Here is a 16,641-nt window from a genome sequence, read left to right as displayed (position 1 = left end):
TTCCTAGCAGCTTCACTATTTTTATTCATTTTACCTCATTTTTAAATAGTCTCATACTTATTTGAAATGACTATAATTATCAGCAGCTTGAATCAGATTTTAGGGCTTTTTTCCCAGACTTAATAAGTTACGCAGCAACTTGCAAAAATCAATATCAAAAATACCAACACTAATCGGTAGGGTGTTTTTGCGTGCACTTGACGCTTCTGAGTTCTCACTAATTGCTTTGGGCAGCAAACTCATGTACAATTTAGCCTAAATATGCGAATTTAGTCTCAAGTCCAACAAGGTTCAAAATATGGCAACCAGAATTCAGAACCTGCAAGTAACTCAAGTAGTTGATGGCGACAGCATCAAAATTTCTCTCGACGGCAAAACCGAGTCTCTGCGGCTGATTTGCGTCGATACAGAAGAAAGTTACTCCAACAGTTCAAAACCTGTTACAGCAGCCGGCAAAGCAGCTTCGGAAATGGCTAAAAAATACTTCACTACAGCCGATGGTAAATTTGCTCAAATTGACATAGAATTTGATACAGACGATCCGGTTAAACTTGCTCTAGAAAAACATCGCGACAACTACGGCCGTCTCCTCTGTTACGTACATAAAGATGGAGAAAATTACAACCTCAAACTGATTCAACAAGGCTGGAGTCCCTACTTTGTCAAATACGGGCGCTCCCGATTGTATCACCGACCAATGACTGAGGCAGAATCGGCGGCAAAAGCTTACAATCTGATGATTTGGAATCCGATTACCAATGCCAAAATTCCCTGTCGCAACTATACTATTTTACTGCCTTGGTGGTGGATGCGCGGCTCGATTGTTGAAGATTTTCGCTTGTGTGAAGCAACTACAGAAGCGCTTTCTGTGAGGTTGCACTACCAGAAAATTTTAGCAGCTTCTGAGACAGCTAAACCTATTACTATTTTCTGCGATTTACTGTCTGGAATTAATCAATGGATCGGCGGTCATGCTAGAATTTATGCGGGTTCCTCGTATCACAGATTAGATTTGTGGATACCTGATGCTAAAACTGATGAAAAGGCTCCCTTGAAGCGGCTAATCGAGAAGCGTTATGCGGGTATGGGACGGGGATATGTGTATATCAGCGGTAAGATAGAACAATACAAAGGTAAGCCTCAAATAGTTTTAAACAATCTCAAACAATTTTCTGATTTCCCTCCATAAAATTTACTTTTACATGAATTGAATAAAAAAAAACGGACAAATAAGTAGAAAGGCGTAAATATTTGTAGTTGGGATGAGGCAGGAGTCAGGAGACAGAATGCAGGAGGGATTGGGGTTTGAGCCTCATTTATCTTTCTTAACACAGTTGTGTTTTTCCCCACCGACTTACTTAGCAGGGCTGCATCTATCCGAAAGAATTTGTAGTGCGAGGTTCCCCGGTTGCTTGCTATACAATCCCCGCCAGCGGTTCCTTTCGCAAGTCGTAAAAAAATGCTTTTTGCAAAGCCAGAGATGCTTCCAAGCGAACCGGATAGCTTCGATTCATCCATTGTTTTTATTTCAGTAGCATTGCGGTTAAAAATTCCAAATTATTCTGTTTTTTTTATGAAACTAAATCAATTTATACTATAATACTATCATTACCAATCTGTAGCTACCAAGAGCTGCGCCATCAATCCCAACTCCAGAGAGGTCAAAGCCATGTGTCAATTACTGGGAATGAACTGCAATGTTCCAACCGATATTTGCTTCTCTTTTGAGGGTTTTTCTGCAAGAGGCGGCAGAACTGACGTTCATCAAGACGGTTGGGGAATTGCTTTTTTTGAAGGTTTGGGATGTCGCCTTTTTATAGACTCTAAACCTGCTATTGATTCTCCGGTTGCTGAATTAGTGCGCCGCTATCCCATTCATTCAACTAACGTGATTGCTCATATTCGCAAAGCTACTCAAGGCGAAATTTCTCTGGAAAATTGCCATCCTTTTATTCGCGAACTTTGGGGGCGCTATTGGGTGTTTGCTCACAACGGTAATCTGGAAAATTTTCATCCTGAAAGTGCGGGATTTTATCAAGCTGTAGGCAAAACTGACAGCGAAAAAGCCTTTTGTTTGATATTAGAAAAGTTGCGAGAAAGTTTCCCTCAAAACAAGCCTGCTTTGAGGGAAATTTACGATGTTCTGAACGAAATTACTAAAACTTTGGCAGCGCACGGAATTTTTAACTATTTACTTTCTGATGGAGAACATTTATTTACACACTGTTCTACTAATCTGCATTATATTGTGCGACAAGCACCTTTTGCTAGGGCGCACTCGATCGATGAAGATGTAACTGTGGATTTCCGGGAATTGACACAGGAAGGCGATCGCGTGGCGGTTATTGCTACTTTTCCGCTGACTGATGATGAAGTTTGGACGCAAATTCAACCGGGACAATTGCTGGTATTTCAGGATGGTTTACCTGTGATATCCGGTTCGTAGTGCGGACTTTAATCCGCAAAAAATAACTGACTAAAGTCCGCACGGGCGATCGATACAAAGCATCCCTCGACAGTCAATTGTTCCAGTGGTTTCAATCGCTTTCATACTGTGCCTTTGTGTTTCTGTGAAACGTCGTTACTGGTTCCCAGATAGAGCCTGGTTACTAGATGCGATCGCCGATCGCAATCTTAACAATTACCGTATTATTGATGATTAACTACTCATAAACAGTCATATTTTCAAACAAAATAGGTTCAATTCGTTTCAATACTTCCTTAACTAAATCTTCTGGACATTCACCAATCAAACTTGCCTGCCTTGCGCGATAATCTAGAGAACGTAGTTGATCAGTCATAATTACACCTGTCACCGCTTCACCTTCTGGAATGGCAACATAAAACGGATTTTTGCGCTGTGTGGTGCTAATGGGACAGACAAACACAAACCCCATTTTCGGTTAAATTTAGTTTGACTCACAACCAGTGCAGGTCGAGTACCCATTTGTTCGTGTCCTGCTTGAGGATCGAAATTGAGGCGAATGAAATGACCTCGTTCGGGGATGTAGTTTACCAAACTTCTTCTCCTTCTGGTTTTCCCCAAGAGATTTCTTCGCTGGGTTCTATTTCGCCTGCTAATAGTTCATCTAAGGTGTATTTTGAAATTTTATGATTTACAGGCTCTATGACCATTTTTCCATTTTCTATACTGCAAATTACGGAATCATCTGCTTTCAGGTTGAACAATTTTACAATATAGTCTGGTATTGGCAAAGCTAAGGAATTACCCAAGTTGCTGATGTGTATTTTTGCTGTCATACATTTGCGATTTTAATGCTCAGGTTTATCTATTATAACAGCTAGATATAAATCGTATACCAGATTTAGTTTTGTAAATATTTTAAGGGCGATCGCCTTCGGACAACATCATGACTGCAGGTAGTGTCTAAAAAGTCAAAAAATTGGTTTCAACCGCCGGGTGGGCTATGCAAATACGGCTGCTACGGCTTTCGGCAATGCGGCACAAAATATGCAACTGGATACAAATAATCTTCGCCTGATTCATCAATAACTCGGATATATTGATGTTTCGCAGCGCGAATATCCGGTATCACCTGATAGATTTTTCGCAATTCCAAGGATACTGGATAATCTTGATTGTTAATGCAAACTACAAAATTAGTTTCTAAGTTAAACTTCAACATATTTGCACAAAGTCCTCGGTTCAGGAATAAACGAACCTGCTTGTCGCAACTCTTCCAAGTGCAAGACTATTGCTTCTTTAATTTGCTGTTCTACCTCTTCGAGAGTTGTACCTGTTGCCGCACATCCCGGTAAATCTAGAACGTAAGCAGAATAATTGCTGTTGGCTTTTTTAATCGCAATTGCATAACGCATACTTTCGCGCTGCCGATTTGCGGCTGCGTCTGTCAGCAAAATTGACCCTTCCGCTGTCAATTCCCATCTGTCGCGCGGCGAACCTGTTTCGATATATCGTTTAACAAAGCCATCAGCAGCCAGCTTTTTTAAGACCACCATCATGTCAGGTTCTCGCGGTACATCTCGACGAGAAAGTGCATTGGCGAGTTCGTACCAACTCCACTTTCCTTGACCTTTAGCTACTAATTCCAGCAGCACTAATTCTAGCTGGGTTAATTGAGTTAGGTTTTTCATTAAAAGTCCTCTACGCTTGGATGAAATAAAATACCGAATCCTTCTTTTAATTTATAATCTTCAAGAGTAGCTGTATGAGCATTGTTCCAAAGTTCATAAGCATCGTCGGGGTTTGTTGGCTGTCCCGTTGGATAGCCTAGTTTTTTATACCTCAGATACTCGCGCAACTCGTGAGTATAGAAGCGTAAATCAACAGGCTCAGCAACAAGGGTTTGAGTAGCGATACTTCTTAACCTTTCTACCATTTTTAGCTCAGCTTCACCAACTGGATTAAATCTGCGAACATGAGCTTCAACTAAGGAAACGCCTTTATCAGTAATTTTAACATTTTGATAAGATAAGTTGAGAATTTTTCCGCCCGCTTTTGATGGATTGAAGGGTCTGCCACTTATTGCACCTTTTTTTGTCATTTTATTCGAGTGGCTTTAATTTGTTAATTTATCCCTTCCACAATTGCCTCTACTTACGCAGCCAAACTATTAACCAGTCTAACTGTAGGTCGGTCTGCACTTGTGGGCGATCGCAAATAACTTCCAGGTAGCGTCGCAACTGCTACAGTATTTCCAAACAGATCGAAAAATTCAACGCTATAACCTGTTTCTAGTTCTTCAACGTGATGCTGTTCCACAACTGTACCGATATCGCCGGTATCAAGTCCTTCTTCTGGAAGGTTGCACAGCAAGATGACATCCGAATAAAGTCGATAGTTCATAATTATTCTGATTCAGGAAATTTTTGCTCGTATTGGGCTAAAATTTCTCGAACTGTTTCGGCGGCGATGTCTGATAGGTCTGATTTAGAATAGATAGTCACCAAAACGATCGAATCGCTAGTTTTGAGGTAATAAATAGCACGGTAGCCAGCACTTTTGCCTTTTTGAATGTCGCTGTTTTTAATTCTGACTTTGAAAATTTCGTACTCCATTCCCGGAATGCGATCGCCCGGAAGTTCCCCCGCTTGAAGTTGTTCGATTACAGGCTGAATATCTTTGCGAATGTTGCGATAGCGTTTGCCTAAATTTCGCAAGTCTCTTTGAAATCGGGGGGTGAGTTCAATTTGGATCGGTTGTCGCTCAATTGTCATCGATGCCATCCCACAGTTGAGACAAGGGGAGAGTTTGTCCGGTAATTGCCTCATGGAAGCCTTGCTGAATCCCTTCGATGACAGTTTCAGTGGGGTCATCATCGGGATCGATATCAGTGTTTTGACGAATTTTTTGTTGCATTTCTTTGAAGCGTCCTTTATAGATATCTTCCCATTTATCGGACTGCAAGAATTTGATGAAAGCTAAGACTTCTTGTTGTTGGTCTGGCGATAAGACCTTCACATTTTCCAAAATGGCTTGTTCGACGGTCATAATGATCTCTTTTTTTTGATTGCTATTCTACAATCTAGTAACAACATTATATCAAAGGGGTGGGTCAACAGCAATTCAAAGTTTGATAAATTACTAGGAAACTACTGCAAAATCTGTGTACTGTCGCATTCCAGGCTCGTGAAATGCCAACACAATATCTTCCTTGGGAACCCCTGCACGCACCAAATCCGTTGCAATCCCATCTTCTGTCCAGTCTTCTTCGATCCAGAATTTACCATCGCGAATCCGAACGTAAACAGTCATCCCGGTAATACGTTCTCCCTTTTGCCAGCCCAGATTCATCCACATATAATGACCGTTTTCTTCGTCGGTAATTAAGAATGTTTCGATGTCTGGTTGGGGATGGCGATTAGACAATTCTACATACTCGGTTAAAATCCGTTTGATTAGCTTGGGATACTCAGTTAGTTTATCCATTGCACAATTTCCTCTACTTCTGTATTGACGACAATTAGCGGAAGTTGGTGTCTGTTTACAATTAATTGAATCGCATCTTGAGTGAAGAAGGTTTTATATGCGATCGCACTAACTGCGACGTAAAGTTTGCGATCGGGTGCAGTTTCCTCTAACAAGTAAAGATAGATGTCCTATTGACCGAGAGCTTCTTTTAAATCTTGTATTTTTGACGCACCGATAAAGCTTTTCACTTCAACTACAAGTTTCTGTCCCGGCCGTTCAGCAGCAATGGGTTGTTCCGCACCGAGATCGGCGTACAGCGTTGTTCTGCGATACTGAATTACATAGGGATCGTCAGTAATCGTCCAGCCGTCTTTGATCAGTGCGTTTTTGACAGCGTAGTGGATGATGTCTAGCTTGGGCATAGGCTTATTATAGACTAAAATAAATGAGTATTATAGCTGACTTGCCACAGGAATTTTTAACTTGACAAGGGATTTTTGTAGAACACTGGGTTTCACGCTCAACCAAACTTGTTTGCGATCGTCTTTAGTGTAGCCAATGACAACAGCACCAACAGGCGAATCAATATCGGGATACATTTCTGCTGTCATCGATCCGGTATCGAGAAAGTCGGAAATTTGAATAAGTCCTTTTACTTCTGCATCACCAAGATTGACAAACACTCCAAAAGGTGCATGAAATTCAACTTTGCCGTATATTAGTTTTCCAAGTGGATACTTGGACTCGATCGAGTTCCAAAATTCTTGATTCATAGTCAACTATTGCTGTTTTAGGATTCTCGGAAACTGATTCAAAAGGGGAAAAAGATTGTGCGGGATTGCTAGTTCAATACTTGGGCCGCCCTGATAGAATTTTTCCAGTGGCTTAAAGGTTATCTCGTAGGTTTGCTTGTCTATTATCACCTCCAATATTCCTTGCTGGTAATGATTGTTATATTCTTCAGCCAGACTTCTCGAATCGGGGGCTGCGAAGTAGCACTTGCCATTTTCGTAGGGTGGATTGTTTGGAAAGTCTGCTGGCTGAAAACCATCTCGCAATAATTTTTGCGCTAACCCTGGCTGGGGAGCTTTATAAATTGTGACTGTCTGAGTAGAATTATCGGATGTCATGTATCTATTAACAACATTATATCAAACGGGTGGGGCAACAGCAATTCGAGGGTGAGTTCAATTGCGATCGGTTGCGATCGCTCCATTAAATCGCAAATAACTTCCAGGTAGTGTCGCAACTGCTACTGTGTTTCCCAACAGATCGAAAAACTCAACGCTATAACCTGTTTCTAGTCCCTCAACGTGATGCTGTTCTAAAACTGTACCGATATCGCCGGCATAAAGTCCTTCTTCTGGAAGGTTGCACAGCAAGATGACATCTGAATAAAGCTGATACTTTATATCCTCCTCTGTTAACCTGTTAATCGGGAATCAACTTAATCAAACAGGTAAAATGCCCGTCAAATTCAATATGTAACATTAGTCGTCCTCAAATTCACAGCTCATAAATTCTATGTCGGAATATTTGTTTAATTGTTTCTCCGAAGTTAACCGCATTAGTAGAAAATTACTTCTACATAGTGAGCAATAAGTTTGACATCTTCTCCTCTTTTAGAGCTGATTCAAGCACGGGATATGACTGTTTAGTTAATAAAACCACAATTTTAGAGCTGGAGTTTTTGCTGTTTTTTAACTCTACAAACTCATTTAACCCTTGAATCCCATATTTAATGATTTTTATATTAGCACTATAATCATCCCGGTGCATATCTGTTTCCACAGGATGTATGATTCCCAAGGGTCTGTTAGACTCAACAGAAGCTTTCACAGTGAAACGTGAGCCTCCGTCAATAGAACTTTGGATAAGAATCAAACCTGCTCCAAGCCCTGCTTGAATTCGACAAGATTTCACAACCGAAAAAGTATCTTGCTTCTTCAAAGGAGGAATTTCAGAGACAACAAGCCCACCATTTGTCAAGATGCGTTCAATATTAATTTCCGACTGCTTTGGCAAAGATCGGAAAGAGGGTTTAGCTAATCCACTGCCTACCACTCCGATTACCTCTGCAAAGCAATTGTTGTCACGATCTAGAATTGAAAAAGTGTCTATGCCATCAGCTAAACCATTACAGATCACCCAACCTCTTGAGGAAAAATATCTACCAACTCGTTCGGCAATTATTTTGCCATTTTCATTTGGCTTCCTTGTCCCAATTAGAGTAACTACATCTTTATCTAGTAAAGATAGGTTTCCCCTAAAAAAAACTATCGGTGGAGGATCTTTTAAATCCAAAAGCTTCTTAGGATAGTTTGCATCTACAACAGAAGTGAAACCAATTTGATGAGATTCACATTCAGCTAGTATATCCTCAGCTTGAGAAATAGCTTTTTCAATTTCTAAAGCTGAATACTTTTTTCCCACCAATGCTAGAAGTTTAGTAAGGCTAGCATTAGCATTCGCACTTGACCAATAATGGTAACTATTTTGTATAGTAACCAGACTTTTCTTGACAAATACAGCCCCGACTCCCTTGAGAAGAGAGAATGCGAGAATAATCAAGCTTAGTTCCGAATTTCGTTTCATACTATGTTCTCCGTGTATCCGCATCCATCGCCACCATATCTAGGCAAAACGCAGGAATAAAACTTACTACCAGTTTCCCTATTTATCTTTACTTGTAGTTGTTTATTCAGGCCATTTACTACACACTTAGGACAGAGTTTACTACTGTTCACAGGTGTTATCAGATGAAACAAAGCAATAAATAGAATATTCTTTGCTCCTCTAGCACGTAGGTTCTCTGCCAGAGCATCTGCTGTAGCTCCAGTAGTGTACTGATCATCAATTATTATGACATTTTTGCCATTGACATTCACTCCATCCTGCAAGATAAGGTTACTACGCACGAACCTCCGCCGATCGCCTGCTGAAGGTTGTCTGCGAGTTGAAGAATCCACCCCCTCATTCCACTCAAATATACTGAGGCAGTTCAATGAGGCTGTCCTCTGTCCAACAAGTTCAACAATGAGGTCAAACAATTCCCCCATTTTATTCGCTGGTTGCGTTGTCTGCTTGTCCGGCACATAGGTAAATATATCCCATGAAAAGGATCTTTGCTCTAGGATACGGTCTACATAAGTTATGACAGAATCCCGAAGTGTAAATAATAACTCTCTGCTTCTATCCGCCCGATTGAACTCGAAGTATTTCTCCGTAGTATGGTATTTATCGCACTCACCCTGAGACTGCCTAGCCAAAATTCTGTGAGCAGTGAAGCTTCCTGCCAGAAAGTCATCACGACGCGGTTTCCTTGCTAAGTAACTTATCGCACCCCTGCAACCAGCTTCCAAGCACAGCAAATTCTGCAAAGGATTCCTCAGAATATTTAGGATCTCATCATAACTCTCAGCGTAGTATGTAGAACCGCTCTTAATGTTTTTAACATAATCACCAATCCCGTCTCTAATCTCTAAATTTGTTGCTTCATAGAATGCAGTTAAGACTGTTGGTACTCCTAGTCCTCGACCCAGTTCAATATCTAACCAAGAGTCACCAAGCACGTAACAATTGCTATCGGAAATTTCTATGTTTTGCGAACGCAAAAAATTAAGAGTCTTTAAGGTATTAGGTTTATCTGCAAGCGACAGTGGAGAAACATTACTAAAATACTCTTTGACAATTGTATTGACATATTTGGGATGCGAATCAGAGACAATAATACACTGAAATCCCAGACCTGTTGCTTCGGAAATAAATTCTCTAGCACCCTCAAAGATTTCAATCCGTGCTAAATCTGTTTGCTGCTGCCCATCTTTCATGGCTTTCAATGCGATATCTGCGGTATTTGTTAAAGTTCCATCCAAGTCTATTAACAAAATTTTACGCTCGGCTAATACCCTGTTGTTCCTGGGAATTCTAATCATGGAATTCTCAAAGTTGCTCGTACTATTACCAGTGAGTGTATTGCACTAAACCTATAAAAACCGAATACGCGGCATAGGTAGTGTGAGTCTAAAAAGGGGCTTCAACCCCTTTTTAGACTTCATTTTAAACCCTAACTGCCGCCAATTCGGGCGACATCGCGAGCATTTTCTTCAAACGCAGCCGTCAGCGCATCATCACCGCTTAAACCCGATGCGATCGCCCTTTCAATGGCCTGCAACACCCGCTTGTAATCCCGCGGCATCACCTTCACAAACACCGGCAGCATCGCATCCCAATTTGCCAAAACCTTCGACGCTTTCGCACTTCCAGTCAAATCAACATGAGTTTGAAGCATCAGCCGCAAATCAGCAATCTCCTCAACATCCTCCAATTTTTCCAAATCCACCATCGACATATTGCAGCGAGTAGCAAAATCCCCCGCCTCATCCAAAATATAAGCAACACCGCCACTCATTCCCGCTGCAAAATTGCGCCCGGTTTCACCCAAAACTACAACCTTGCCGCCAGTCATGTACTCGCAACCGTGATCGCCCACACCTTCAACTACTGCATTCACGCCGGAGTTACGCACCCCAAAACGTTCGCCCGCCATCCCCCGGATGAAAACGTCACCAGCGGTGGCTCCGTAAAGCACCACGTTGCCGACAATCACATTTTCCTCTGCGACAAAGGTAGAAGCTGGCGACGGATACAAGATAATCTTGCCGCCGCTGAGGCCCTTGCCCAAATAGTCGTTAGCTTCGCCTTCGAGCTCCAGGGTGACTCCCTTGGGTACGAATGCGCCAAAGCTTTGCCCAGCGCTACCTTGGAAGTGCAGGTGCACCGTGTCGTCGGGTAAACCTTCCCAGTGGCGTTTGGTGATTTCGTTGCCGAGAATTGTGCCGACAACGCGGTTGATGTTGGTAATCGGCAGTTTGGCGTGCACTTTTTCGCCGTTTTCGATCGCACCTTTGCACAAATCCAGCAGTACACTGATATCCATCGACTTGGACAACCCGTGATCCTGCGCCATCTGACAGTAGCGCCCGACATCCGCCCCAACATCCGGCTGGTAAAGGATTTTCGAGAAATCCAAACCCTTAGCTTTCCAATGCGCCACAGCTTGCTGAGGTTCCAAAACATCAGTCCGCCCCACCATTTCATTCAGCGTGCGGAAACCCAACTGCGCCATAATTTCCCGGACTTCCTGGGCGACGAAGGTCATAAAGTTTACCGTGTGATCCGGATCGCCGGTAAAGTTTTTCCGCAGCAGCGGATCTTGGGTTGCAACACCCACCGGGCAAGTGTTCAGGTGACATACGCGCATCATGATGCAGCCCAATGTCACCAGCGGCGCGGTAGCAAATCCGAATTCCTCCGCACCAAGCAAGGCAGCAATTGCTACATCGCGGCCTGTTTTCATTTGTCCGTCGGTTTCGACAACAATCCGGCTGCGGAGATTATTGAGTACCAAAGTTTGATGAGTTTCGGCCAATCCCAACTCCCAAGGTAATCCCGCGTGTTTGATCGAAGTTTGTGGCGATGCGCCGGTACCGCCGTCGTAGCCGGAAATCAATACCACATCGGCGTGGGCCTTCGCAACCCCAGCGGCGATCGTCCCGACTCCCACTTCCGACACCAATTTGACGCTAATCCGCGCTTCCCGGTTGGAATTTTTCAAGTCGTGAATCAATTCGGCCAAATCCTCGATCGAATAAATGTCGTGGTGAGGAGGAGGCGAAATCAAACCCACACCAGGAGTCGAGTTCCGTACTTTCGCAATCCACGGGTATACTTTTTTACCCGGTAACTGTCCGCCTTCTCCGGGTTTTGCCCCCTGCGCCATCTTGATTTGCAGTTCCTTGGCTTGGGAAAGATACAAGCTGGTAACGCCGAAACGCCCGGAAGCAACTTGTTTGATCGCGCTGTTTTTCGAGTCGCCGCGATCGTTTGTCCAAGTATATCTTTCCGGATCTTCGCCGCCTTCACCAGTGTTCGATTTACCACCAATGCGGTTCATCGCTACAGCCAAAGATTCGTGGGCTTCTTGGGAAATTGAACCGTAACTCATCGCCCCAGTTTTGAAGCGTTTGAGAATAGATTCTACGGGTTCGACTTCCTCAATCGGGATTGATTCCCGCTGCTTGAATTGCAACAAACCGCGCAAGGTAAAATGCTGCTGGTTTTGTTCGTTTACCAGGGCGGAATACTTTTGGAAAAGCGGGTAACTTCCTTCGCGAACTGCTTGTTGTAGCGCGTGAATTGTCTGCGGGCTAAACAAATGCGCCTCGCCTTCTTTTCGCCACTGATATTCGCCGCCGACATCGAGAGTATGTCCGCTGCTGGGGCGTTCGGGGAAGGCGTGGGTGTGGCGCAAAATTGCTTCTCGGGCGATGACTTCCAAGTCTACACCTTCAATCCGGGAAGCTGTCCAAGCAAAGTATTTATCGACTACGGATTTGTTCAAGCCAATTGCTTCAAAAATCTGCGCGCCGCGATAACTTTGAATTGTGGAAATCCCGATTTTTGAGGCAACTTTGGTCACGCCTTTGGTGGCGGCTTTGATGTAATTTTTGCAAGCTGTTTTGTAATCGACATTTAGCAGCAAACCTTGTTTGATCGAATCGGCGATCGTCTCGAAGGCCAAATAGGGATTAATTGCACCGCAACCATAGCCGATTAAAGTTGCAAAATGGTGCACTTCTCGCGGTTCGCCGGATTCGAGAACGAGTCCCGCCCGCGTGCGCGTACCTTGACGGATCAAGTGGTGGTGCAGGCCCGCAACTGCCAGCAGCGCCGGAATTGGGGCTTTGTCTGGACTGATACCCCGATCGCTCAAAATGATGATATTCACCCCAGAGGCTATCGCGCTATCTGCGGCTGCAAATACATCTTCTAATGCCTGTTCTAGACCTTTTACTCCGGTTTTTGGGTCGAACAAAATTGGCAGTGTAGTAGAGCGGAAATTACCTGTATTTACCTGTTTGAGTTTGGCCAATTCTTCATTGCTGAGAATTGGTGTTTTCAGTTCGATTAAATGACAGTTTTCCGGTTGCGGTTTGAGCAAATTGCCTTCAGCGCCGATCGTCGTTTCGGCAGAAGTGACAATTTCTTCGCGGATCGAATCGATCGGCGGATTGGTAACTTGAGCAAACAGTTGCTGGAAGTATTCGTAAAGCAGCTTTGGTCTGTTGGAAAGCACGGCTAGCGGCGTATCCGCGCCCATCGCCCCGACAGCTTCCACGCCGTTTGTTGCCATCGGCGCTAACAGCAACCGCAGTTCTTCAAAGGTGTAGCCAAAGGCCATTTGGCGCTGGATCAATGTTTCGGGGTCGGATTCTGCGACTGCTGGCGCATCTGGGAGTTTGGCAATCTCGACCATGTGCTGGTCAATCCACTGGCGGTACGGGTGTTCTGTGGCGATTTTGGTCTTAATTTCTTCGTCAGAAACGATGCGGCCTTCCTCAGTATTTACTAGGAACAACCGCCCCGGTTGCAGGCGGCCTTTTGATAGGATTCTTTCTGGGGCGATCGGCAAAACTCCGGCTTCGGATGCCATAATTACTAAGTCGTCTTTGGTGACGCAGTAGCGGGAAGGGCGCAAACCGTTGCGATCGAGCACTGCGCCGATCGATGTACCATCGGTAAATGCTATGGAAGCTGGGCCGTCCCAAGGTTCCATCAAGCAGGAATGGTATTCGTAGAAAGCTTTTTTCTCGTCACTCATGGACTCGTGGGCCGTCCAAGGTTCGGGAATCATCATCATTACGGCGTGGGGTAAAGAACGCCCGGCCAAATATAGCAATTCCAAAGCGTTGTCAAAGATTGTCGAGTCGCTACCTTCGATGTTGATTAAATTCGGGATTTTCTTTAAATCGTCTCCGAACAACTCCGACTCGAACAAGGATTGCCGCGCGTGCATCCAGTTGATGTTGCCGCGCATGGTGTTGATTTCGCCGTTGTGGGCGATGTACCGGTAAGGGTGCGATCGTTCCCAGCTCGGAAAAGTATTGGTGCTGAAGCGCGAGTGAACTAGGGCTAGAGCGCTTTCCATGTCGGGGTCGTGCAGTTCGGGATAGTAATCTCCCACTTGCACGGGCATTAACATACCTTTATAGACGATCGTCCGGCAGGAGAGTGTGGAATTATACCAATAGGGGTCTACTTCCGTCCTGCGGATGGCGTTGTGAGCGCGTTTGCGGATGACGTACAGTTTCCGCTCGAAGGCAGCCTCGTCGATACCTGCGGCGCGCCGGAGGAACACTTGCTGCATGAAGGGTTCGCTAGATTTGGCGGTGTCACCGAGGGATGAGTTGTCTGTGGGAACTTCGCGCCAGCCGAGCACTTCTTGGCCTTCTTCTGCCGCGATTTCCTCAAATATGCGCTGGCCGTTTTCCCGTTCCGTCTGATTTGGCGATGAGTAAATCGCGCCAACTCCGTACTCGCCGGCTTCTGGAAGTTGGATGTTGAGGGCCGCCGTTACTTTTTTCATGAATTTGTGCGGCACTTGCATCAAAATTCCCGCTCCGTCTCCGGTGTTGGGTTCGCAGCCGCAGGCCCCCCGGTGGTCGAGGTTCAGCAGGATTGTTAGTCCCTGTTCGACGATTTCGTGGGATTTGTTTCCTTTCATGTGTACGATGAACCCGACTCCGCAAGCGTCGTGCTCGAACTGCGGATCGTAAAGGCCTTGTTTTGCTGGCAGTCCGTTGCTATTCATTTGGATAAGTCTCTCAAAGTGATCAAAAAATTGCGATCTAGAGCAGAGCGCGGGATGACGATCGATCTAGTATGATGTATTATATATAGATTTACTGCATTGGGTAGATGCAGGAAAAAATTATTGCTGGTGCGATCGATCGTGCAAAAATATTTATAACCGATGAGTTAAGTGTCAGGAACTCTGGGCTAAATATTTATGCTGAAAAAATATCTAATTATTAGCGCGTCTAGATTGGAATGATTTTTTTACCGCAGAGAACGCAGAGAACGCAGAGTCAGAGAAGGGAGAGAAATAATTAGGATGTCAACTGACATCTTGCATCATTATTATAATACCATTAAACTTATTCAGGAAACATTTTCATGAACGGGCAAAAAATACTCCTAGATCCGGTTTTGCCGACAGAAGCAGAAACAATAGCTATCAAGTTGTTGGATAAAATGCTATCTCTCAAGATAGAAAATGGTGATTCTGAGACATTAAAAGTAAAACTTGTGGAAGTGGGCGGGGAAGAAATCGCAGTTCCTGAATCTCTCTATCAATTGTTGTGTCAAGCCACACATTTGATGGCGGCTGGTAAAGCAGTATCTTTAGTGCCAATTGAGCAAGATATGACTGTTGAAGAAACTGCTAGTTTGCTGAATGTGTCGCCAGAATTTGTGGTCAAATTGCTCGATGATGGGGAAATTGCCTATGGAAAAGTAGGAAATCAGCGACGGATTAGTTTGGCAAGTGCGATCGCATACAAACAGCAGCGTAGTGTTAAGCGCCGTGAAATTCTCAAGGAATTAGCTGAGTTTAGCCAAGAAGAGGAATTGCATGAGACCAGAGTATACAGCTAGCAGGTTGATTCCTTATCCTGTTGTTTTGGATTCCTGCGTGATATTTCCTATGCACTTGCGCGATACGCTATTTCGTGCTGCGGAGATTGGGTTGTATGATTTATATTGGTCGCAAGAAATTTTAGACGGTGCAACTCGCAATCTTGTTAATACTGGAAGGATGAAAAGTGAGAGGGCGGCGCGTTTTGAGGCTGCACTTAAGGCAGCTTTTCCTAATGCAATGGTTGAAGTTCCAGAGAATTTGATTCAACAGATGACTAACGATCCAGGGGATCGCCATGTCTCTGCGGCTGCGGTAGTTGCTAAAGCTCAAGTTATTGTTACATCCAACCTGAGAGATTTTCCACGAGAGTCTTTAAATACTTGGGGAATTACAGCTATGCACCCCGATGTTTTTCTGAATCGTCTTTATGAGGTTGCACCGGATTAGATGGCTAATGTAGTCAGCAAACAAGTTGAGGATTTGAAAAATCCACCCCTGACTGTTGATGAATTACTTGTCAGGTTGAGGGAAGAAGTTCCGGTTTTTGCAGATAATATTCAACGCTATTATGAGAATATTTCGTAGATTGTAGTTAAGGGCGATCGCTATGCACAAAAATTCCCACAGTTCGATATTGCGGTCATTGTTCTGCAAGCACCATCCAATCGCTTGGCAGATTTGAAGCCTTTAGCTCCCAAAGTTTTAGCCATTTTAGCAATGGCAACCAGAGAACAAGTTATGATTGTCAGTGCATAGCTTTAAGCAATACATTGTCTGCAATTTTTCCCAACCGCTGAACAAGCTGATTATTAAAATGAATGGCGATGGTGACAATGCCGTTACCGAAGTTACCTATAAACTCGCAGGACAACGAGTTTACATTAACAAAACCCACTATCTTGAAGGCATCGCATCCGAAGTTTGGGAGTTTAAAATTGGCGGTTATCAGGTGTTGGAAAAATGGCTGAAAGACCGCAAAAAAGCCAAACGCACTTTGTCCTTTGATGATGTGCTGCACTATCAAAAGGTGGTGGTGGCGCTCAAAGAAACTATGGAACTGATGGTAGAAATAGAGCGACTGATTCCTGGTTTTCCGATAGAGTAAAGTTCAGGACTTACTGACTCCGACAAAGAAACCGGGTTTTTACCGAATCTGTGTACAGTAACGAAGTTTTTTTGTAAAAAACCCGGTTTCTGGGGCTATGCGTAAGTCCTATTACGTTATAATTTAGCTAGAATATTCTATCTGTAAAAACGGGATAGTAAA

General features: G+C 44.0%; 20 protein-coding genes and 2 pseudogenes. 6 read left to right on the top strand and 16 right to left on the bottom strand.

The window, feature by feature from the left end; genetic code table 11:
- Nucleotides 1-298 precede the first annotated feature (298 nt).
- Nucleotides 299-1,189 carry a thermonuclease family protein gene (locus QUA97_RS22800; protein ID WP_333196265.1) on the top strand — a complete coding sequence of 297 codons (891 nt, stop codon included), beginning with the start codon at nucleotides 299-301 and terminating at the stop codon, nucleotides 1,187-1,189.
- A gap of 480 nt (nucleotides 1,190-1,669) precedes the next feature.
- The gene (locus tag QUA97_RS22795; RefSeq protein ID WP_333196262.1) at nucleotides 1,670-2,446 is read left to right on the top strand and encodes a class II glutamine amidotransferase; all 777 of its coding nucleotides are present in this window, start codon (nucleotides 1,670-1,672) and stop codon (nucleotides 2,444-2,446) included.
- 217 nt (nucleotides 2,447-2,663) lie between these two features.
- Here QUA97_RS22795 and QUA97_RS22790 read toward each other — a convergent pair.
- From QUA97_RS22790 to gltB, 16 genes and pseudogenes are all read right to left on the bottom strand, one after another.
- Nucleotides 2,664-2,947: pseudogene (locus QUA97_RS22790) on the bottom strand (type II toxin-antitoxin system PemK/MazF family toxin).
- Nucleotides 2,948-3,012: 65 nt separating this feature from the next.
- The gene (locus QUA97_RS22785) at nucleotides 3,013-3,261 is read right to left on the bottom strand and encodes an AbrB/MazE/SpoVT family DNA-binding domain-containing protein (protein ID WP_333196260.1); all 249 of its coding nucleotides are present in this window, start codon (nucleotides 3,259-3,261) and stop codon (nucleotides 3,013-3,015) included.
- Between the two features lie 182 nt (nucleotides 3,262-3,443).
- Nucleotides 3,444-3,647 carry a hypothetical protein gene (locus QUA97_RS22780; RefSeq protein ID WP_194067517.1) on the bottom strand — a complete coding sequence of 68 codons (204 nt, stop codon included), beginning with the start codon at nucleotides 3,645-3,647 and terminating at the stop codon, nucleotides 3,444-3,446.
- On the bottom strand, nucleotides 3,634-4,116 hold the full coding sequence (locus tag QUA97_RS22775) for a type II toxin-antitoxin system HicB family antitoxin (protein ID WP_333090360.1): 483 nt from the start codon (nucleotides 4,114-4,116) through the stop codon (nucleotides 3,634-3,636). The genes QUA97_RS22780 and QUA97_RS22775 overlap by 14 nt, the downstream gene beginning before the upstream one ends.
- Nucleotides 4,116-4,526: a hypothetical protein gene (locus QUA97_RS22770; RefSeq protein ID WP_333196256.1), complete on the bottom strand. Its 411-nt coding sequence runs from the start codon at nucleotides 4,524-4,526 to the stop codon at nucleotides 4,116-4,118. Before QUA97_RS22770 ends, QUA97_RS22775 begins: the two co-directional genes overlap by 1 nt.
- Before the next feature lie 53 nt (nucleotides 4,527-4,579).
- Complete coding sequence (locus QUA97_RS22765; protein ID WP_194067515.1) at nucleotides 4,580-4,828, bottom strand: DUF4926 domain-containing protein; 249 nt, start codon at nucleotides 4,826-4,828, stop codon at nucleotides 4,580-4,582.
- A 2-nt stretch (nucleotides 4,829-4,830) separates the two neighbouring features.
- Entirely contained in the window at nucleotides 4,831-5,199 is a 369-nt protein-coding gene (locus QUA97_RS22760) for a type II toxin-antitoxin system RelE family toxin (RefSeq protein WP_333196254.1), read from the bottom strand.
- The gene (locus tag QUA97_RS22755; protein WP_333196251.1) at nucleotides 5,189-5,473 is read right to left on the bottom strand and encodes a hypothetical protein; all 285 of its coding nucleotides are present in this window, start codon (nucleotides 5,471-5,473) and stop codon (nucleotides 5,189-5,191) included. Before QUA97_RS22755 ends, QUA97_RS22760 begins: the two co-directional genes overlap by 11 nt.
- Nucleotides 5,474-5,566: 93 nt before the next feature.
- Complete coding sequence (locus QUA97_RS22750) at nucleotides 5,567-5,911, bottom strand: XisI protein (RefSeq protein ID WP_333196248.1); 345 nt, start codon at nucleotides 5,909-5,911, stop codon at nucleotides 5,567-5,569.
- Nucleotides 5,899-6,315, bottom strand: a pseudogene (locus tag QUA97_RS22745) (element excision factor XisH family protein). Before QUA97_RS22745 ends, QUA97_RS22750 begins: the two are co-directional and overlap by 13 nt.
- Nucleotides 6,316-6,345: 30 nt before the next feature.
- Nucleotides 6,346-6,666 carry an RNA-binding protein gene (locus QUA97_RS22740; protein WP_194067513.1) on the bottom strand — a complete coding sequence of 107 codons (321 nt, stop codon included), beginning with the start codon at nucleotides 6,664-6,666 and terminating at the stop codon, nucleotides 6,346-6,348.
- A 6-nt stretch (nucleotides 6,667-6,672) separates the two neighbouring features.
- Nucleotides 6,673-7,023, bottom strand: a complete 351-nt coding sequence (locus QUA97_RS22735) for a hypothetical protein (RefSeq protein ID WP_333196245.1) — start codon at nucleotides 7,021-7,023, stop codon at nucleotides 6,673-6,675.
- A gap of 57 nt (nucleotides 7,024-7,080) precedes the next feature.
- Nucleotides 7,081-7,305, bottom strand: a complete 225-nt coding sequence (locus tag QUA97_RS22730; protein ID WP_333196267.1) for a DUF4926 domain-containing protein — start codon at nucleotides 7,303-7,305, stop codon at nucleotides 7,081-7,083.
- A 172-nt stretch (nucleotides 7,306-7,477) separates the two neighbouring features.
- Nucleotides 7,478-8,488 carry a DNA-processing protein DprA gene (locus QUA97_RS22725; RefSeq protein ID WP_333196243.1) on the bottom strand — a complete coding sequence of 337 codons (1,011 nt, stop codon included), beginning with the start codon at nucleotides 8,486-8,488 and terminating at the stop codon, nucleotides 7,478-7,480.
- Nucleotides 8,485-9,768: a hypothetical protein gene (locus QUA97_RS22720; protein ID WP_333196240.1), complete on the bottom strand. Its 1,284-nt coding sequence runs from the start codon at nucleotides 9,766-9,768 to the stop codon at nucleotides 8,485-8,487. Before QUA97_RS22720 ends, QUA97_RS22725 begins: the two co-directional genes overlap by 4 nt.
- Nucleotides 9,769-9,959: 191 nt before the next feature.
- Complete coding sequence (gene gltB / locus QUA97_RS22715) at nucleotides 9,960-14,546, bottom strand: glutamate synthase large subunit (protein ID WP_333196237.1); 4,587 nt, start codon at nucleotides 14,544-14,546, stop codon at nucleotides 9,960-9,962.
- Between the two features lie 365 nt (nucleotides 14,547-14,911).
- Here gltB and QUA97_RS22710 point away from each other — a divergent pair, with 365 nt between their 5' ends.
- From QUA97_RS22710 to QUA97_RS22695, 4 genes are all read left to right on the top strand, one after another.
- On the top strand, nucleotides 14,912-15,391 hold the full coding sequence (locus QUA97_RS22710; protein ID WP_333196234.1) for a helix-turn-helix domain-containing protein: 480 nt from the start codon (nucleotides 14,912-14,914) through the stop codon (nucleotides 15,389-15,391).
- Entirely contained in the window at nucleotides 15,369-15,821 is a 453-nt protein-coding gene (locus QUA97_RS22705) for a PIN domain-containing protein (protein WP_333196231.1), read from the top strand. The genes QUA97_RS22710 and QUA97_RS22705 overlap by 23 nt, the downstream gene beginning before the upstream one ends.
- The gene (locus tag QUA97_RS22700; protein WP_194067507.1) at nucleotides 15,822-15,959 is read left to right on the top strand and encodes a hypothetical protein; all 138 of its coding nucleotides are present in this window, start codon (nucleotides 15,822-15,824) and stop codon (nucleotides 15,957-15,959) included.
- Between the two features lie 163 nt (nucleotides 15,960-16,122).
- Entirely contained in the window at nucleotides 16,123-16,479 is a 357-nt protein-coding gene (locus QUA97_RS22695) for a type ISP restriction/modification enzyme (RefSeq protein ID WP_442922571.1), read from the top strand.
- Nucleotides 16,480-16,641: the final 162 nt, after the last annotated feature.

The sequence above is a fragment of the Microcoleus sp. CZ3-B2 genome (assembly GCF_036705055.1).
In the GTDB taxonomy this organism is placed as follows: Bacteria; Cyanobacteriota; Cyanobacteriia; order Cyanobacteriales; family Microcoleaceae; genus Microcoleus.
This window is presented reverse-complemented; position numbering and strand designations above follow the sequence as displayed.

Bases quoted from the DNA above. Each gene is read 5' to 3' on its own strand.
- QUA97_RS22800 (WP_333196265.1), top strand. From the start codon at position 299: ATGGCAACCAGAATTCAGAACCTGCAAGTAACTCAAGTAGTTGATGGC.
- QUA97_RS22795 (WP_333196262.1), top strand. From the start codon at position 1,670: ATGTGTCAATTACTGGGAATGAACTGCAATGTTCCAACCGATATTTGC.
- QUA97_RS22785 (WP_333196260.1), bottom strand. From the start codon at position 3,261: ATGACAGCAAAAATACACATCAGCAACTTGGGTAATTCCTTAGCTTTG.
- QUA97_RS22780 (WP_194067517.1), bottom strand. From the start codon at position 3,647: ATGTTGAAGTTTAACTTAGAAACTAATTTTGTAGTTTGCATTAACAAT.
- QUA97_RS22775 (WP_333090360.1), bottom strand. From the start codon at position 4,116: ATGAAAAACCTAACTCAATTAACCCAGCTAGAATTAGTGCTGCTGGAA.
- QUA97_RS22770 (WP_333196256.1), bottom strand. From the start codon at position 4,526: ATGACAAAAAAAGGTGCAATAAGTGGCAGACCCTTCAATCCATCAAAA.
- QUA97_RS22765 (WP_194067515.1), bottom strand. From the start codon at position 4,828: ATGAACTATCGACTTTATTCGGATGTCATCTTGCTGTGCAACCTTCCA.
- QUA97_RS22760 (WP_333196254.1), bottom strand. From the start codon at position 5,199: ATGACAATTGAGCGACAACCGATCCAAATTGAACTCACCCCCCGATTT.
- QUA97_RS22755 (WP_333196251.1), bottom strand. From the start codon at position 5,473: ATGACCGTCGAACAAGCCATTTTGGAAAATGTGAAGGTCTTATCGCCA.
- QUA97_RS22750 (WP_333196248.1), bottom strand. From the start codon at position 5,911: ATGGATAAACTAACTGAGTATCCCAAGCTAATCAAACGGATTTTAACC.
- QUA97_RS22740 (WP_194067513.1), bottom strand. From the start codon at position 6,666: ATGAATCAAGAATTTTGGAACTCGATCGAGTCCAAGTATCCACTTGGA.
- QUA97_RS22735 (WP_333196245.1), bottom strand. From the start codon at position 7,023: ATGACATCCGATAATTCTACTCAGACAGTCACAATTTATAAAGCTCCC.
- QUA97_RS22725 (WP_333196243.1), bottom strand. From the start codon at position 8,488: ATGAAACGAAATTCGGAACTAAGCTTGATTATTCTCGCATTCTCTCTT.
- gltB (WP_333196237.1), bottom strand. From the start codon at position 14,546: ATGAATAGCAACGGACTGCCAGCAAAACAAGGCCTTTACGATCCGCAG.
- QUA97_RS22710 (WP_333196234.1), top strand. From the start codon at position 14,912: ATGAACGGGCAAAAAATACTCCTAGATCCGGTTTTGCCGACAGAAGCA.
- QUA97_RS22705 (WP_333196231.1), top strand. From the start codon at position 15,369: ATGAGACCAGAGTATACAGCTAGCAGGTTGATTCCTTATCCTGTTGTT.
- QUA97_RS22700 (WP_194067507.1), top strand. From the start codon at position 15,822: ATGGCTAATGTAGTCAGCAAACAAGTTGAGGATTTGAAAAATCCACCC.